This window comes from Gilliamella sp. Imp1-1, assembly GCF_001690415.1.
In the GTDB taxonomy this organism is placed as follows: Bacteria; Pseudomonadota; Gammaproteobacteria; order Enterobacterales; family Orbaceae; genus Gilliamella; species Gilliamella bombi.
Genome location: NZ_LZHK01000122.1, coordinates 1 through 3,377 on the forward strand (window position 1 = coordinate 1; position 3,377 = coordinate 3,377).

Consider the following 3,377-nt stretch of genomic DNA (forward strand, 5'->3'; position numbering starts at 1 on the left):
ACGCCAATCCGAAATTTATCTTTAATAACCAACAAGTTCGCCGTTATCAAAATCAACTTTATTTGTTAGCATTACATCAAGATATTGAACAGCAAATCCTAAACTGGGATTTAGCGTTGCCATTAACACTTCCAGATAATGTTGGTGAATTACAAATTAATTATCAAACTGATTTATGTTGCCGCTTACCACAAGCAGATGAAAAAATCACCGTTAGATTCCATGCTCAAGGAAAATTTCAAATTGTTAATCGTCATGGTTCACGATCAATAAAAAAACTATGGCAAGAGCATAATATTCCACCATGGATGCGAACTCGAATTCCTCTGATTTACTACAACGAACAACTGATTTGCGCAGTTGGCGCATTTGTTACCGAACAAGGAAAAGGAACACAAATCGGTTTTATTCTTGTAAAGAATAACCTATAAGTTTATACCCTAATAGGTTTTGTTATAGCGTTTAGCTTGCTGACTTAATTTAGTTTTGATGGATTTTTCAACTTTGACTAGCTATAAATAATGGTTTAAGAACATTCATTCTTACAGATTAAAGGAATAAAAAGCTTCAATCGGGCTTTCTTAGGCTAGTTATAAATAGTCGGATAACTGACCATAAAGCGTTTAATCAAATCAGTGGCAGTTATTTCTTCTTTATGATATAAACATCATATCTATTGTTTATAATAAGACGCTAATTTTGTTTTTTTATGCATATTCATTACAAATTACTTCGGATAACACGTAAACAATTTCTACATTTTATGTAAATAATATTTATTTTTTAATATTTTAGCATTAAATTTTTCTAGGATAATAGAGTTATGAAAATAAATGAAAGATGGTTAATGTAACTATCCCCTAAAATAGTACAGCAAAAAAGTAGAAAATTCTCTATGATAAAAGTAAAAGGGGATTTAATTATGAAAAAAATGACTGAACATCAAATCGTCGCTATTTTAAAAGAAGCTGAAGCAGGTATTCCTGTCAAGGAACTCTGCCGTAAATATGGCATGGGTAATTCAACTTTTTATAAATGGCGGGAAAAATACGGCGGAATGGAAACTTCGGATATCAAACGCTTAAAGGAGCTGGAGGCTGAAAACCGCAAGCTTAAGCAGATGTTTGCCGAACTGAGTTTAAAATCCCAGCTGCAGGAAGAAATAATAAAAAAGCTTTAGTGCCCACAAAGGCACGTAAAACGTGGGCACAGCAACTACAACAAAATCATTCAGTTACTATTGCTATGAGTTGTGCCATTGTTGGCTTAAGCCGTTGAGCTTACTATTATCAACCTAAGTTACAGGATGATTCGGTGATTGTTTCGGTGTTGAATGCTATCACAGACCGGCATTTACGCTGGGGCTTTCCTAAATGCTTTAATTGTATCAAAAAGCTCGGCTATAAATGGAATCATAAACGGGTGTATCGGGTGTATTGCCAATTAAAGCTTAATCTCAGGATAAAGCGTAAACAGCGCATTCCTCCACGAAGCCCAGAAAAGCTATTAGCACCCAATAAACAAGGTGAATGTTGGTCAATGGATTTTATGAGTGACAGTAGTCGTAATCAACGTCGCTTTAGAACTTTCAATGTCATCGATGACTTTAATCGTGAGGCGCTAGGGATTGATATTGCAGTAAGCTTACCAGCAGGAAGAATTACCCGTTACTTAGATAAACTGGCTGAATATCATGGATATCCATTAAAAATACGGGTCGATAATGGGCCAGAATTTACAGGAAAAACCTTTATAAACTGGGCTAAATCACATAATATAACCATTGATTATATCCAGCCTGGTAGCTCTTATCAAAATAGCTATATTGAACGATTTAATCGTACCTATCGTACTGAAGTACTCGATTTATATCTTTTTAACAACTTAGCACAAGCAAGGAGAATAACTGAAGAATGGCTAACGATTTATAACACCGAAAGACCGCATGAGGCATTAAATAACATGACACCGATTGAGTATAAAACACTAAAACAAGCAGCTTAATTTTCTACGTGAGTTGTGTACTAAGTTTGGGGTATTTACATTAACTTTTGTACTTATTGATAGTAATAATTCATTTGAAGAAATGCTGACTAAGATAGAACTAGCATTTAAATGTAAATTATCCTGTAAAGATGAAAAAGGTCGTTATATTGCCAGAGCGGAATTGGATAATTTTAGTATTGCTGTTATCGACAAAATTGATAGGCTTAGTGAGTTATTATGTGATGAACATTATACTCTTAAAATAACAATAATATCTGATAAATACTTTAATTCTAAATTTGAAAATTACATAAAAGAAATTCTAACTAATAACTTCATACAATGGAAACAGTCAATTTGGTCTCCCGTCAAAGTTACTCCACTCAGCAAGCGATAATTTTCACATGATCTCTATGTACACATTTACCTCGACAAACTCCAATATTCATTACAGTATTTTCGCAAATTACTACTCAACATCAGTGATTAAAAACCATTCAACAAAGAGAAATCATCCCTACTTCTCCATTCGGTAATAAACAAATAACTATTCCTTTTCCTTCAAGTCGAACCACATCACAAAATTTATTTACACGCCAATCTTTTATTTTTGATAACTCTAACCAAGTATCAAGTTTCCAGCTATTTATTCTACCAAGAACTACCATTTTTTTTCTAAAACAATGCATATCAATATTTATACTTATTACCATGTTATTTTCAGAGAGAATATTGACATTGCCATATAGATGACTAAATATTTTTGATTTTCTATTCAGTCTTGTGACAGCTAATTCTGGCTCTCCCATTATTTCATAAATAAGTGAATCAGATGAGCCAACATGCAATTTTTTGATATTTAGACTGTTAATGATATCCATTAACTCTATTTGAAATATAGGTTCCCATTCTTCATTCATTATCATAACCTATCTTTATAAATTACGACCAATACCATCAGTAACACCTATTGTTGAAACGTATAATAAACATCGAATAAACTAGAAATACACTACAAATAAGTTTTGTTTAGAAAGCAAAAAGCCCAACATAACTGCTGGGCTCTCTATATTTAAAAGTCTGGCGGCACCCTACTCTCACATGGGTAATACCCACACTACCATCGGCACTACGGCGTTTCACTTCTGAGTTCGGCATGGGGTCAGGTGGGACCACCGCGCTATTACCGCCAGACATATCCTGTCTCTTTCAATTAGTATTGATATCTTCTACCATTATCTCATATCAATACCCATCTATCAATCCGGAACAAACTGTTTTTTCAATCTCTATTCTCTTTTCGATGATTTTCTCATCTAGTAATAACTTCTGCGTAACCCAAAACAACTCCGAGTTGTAAGGTTAAGACTCTCGGTTCATTAGTATCAGTT

2 protein-coding genes, 1 rRNA gene and 1 pseudogene are annotated in these 3,377 nt (G+C 33.7%); 2 read left to right on the forward strand and 2 right to left on the reverse strand.

Annotated elements, in window-relative coordinates; genetic code table 11:
- Both tilS and A9G38_RS11820 read left to right on the forward strand, forming a co-directional pair.
- Positions 1-431 (forward strand): tRNA lysidine(34) synthetase TilS (gene tilS, locus A9G38_RS09980; RefSeq protein ID WP_141671796.1); only part of this gene is annotated, 431 nt, incomplete at its 5' end.
- A 491-nt stretch (positions 432-922) separates the two neighbouring features.
- A pseudogene (locus tag A9G38_RS11820) lies at positions 923-2,004 on the forward strand (IS3 family transposase).
- Between the two features lie 479 nt (positions 2,005-2,483).
- Here the strand turns inward: A9G38_RS11820 and A9G38_RS10000 are convergent.
- Together A9G38_RS10000 and rrf are read right to left on the reverse strand one after the other, a co-directional pair.
- Positions 2,484-2,906: a hypothetical protein gene (locus A9G38_RS10000; protein WP_051634391.1), complete on the reverse strand. Its 423-nt coding sequence runs from the start codon at positions 2,904-2,906 to the stop codon at positions 2,484-2,486.
- Between the two features lie 158 nt (positions 2,907-3,064).
- A 5S ribosomal RNA gene (gene rrf / locus A9G38_RS10005) occupies positions 3,065-3,180 on the reverse strand.
- Between the last annotated feature and the right edge of the window lie 197 nt (positions 3,181-3,377).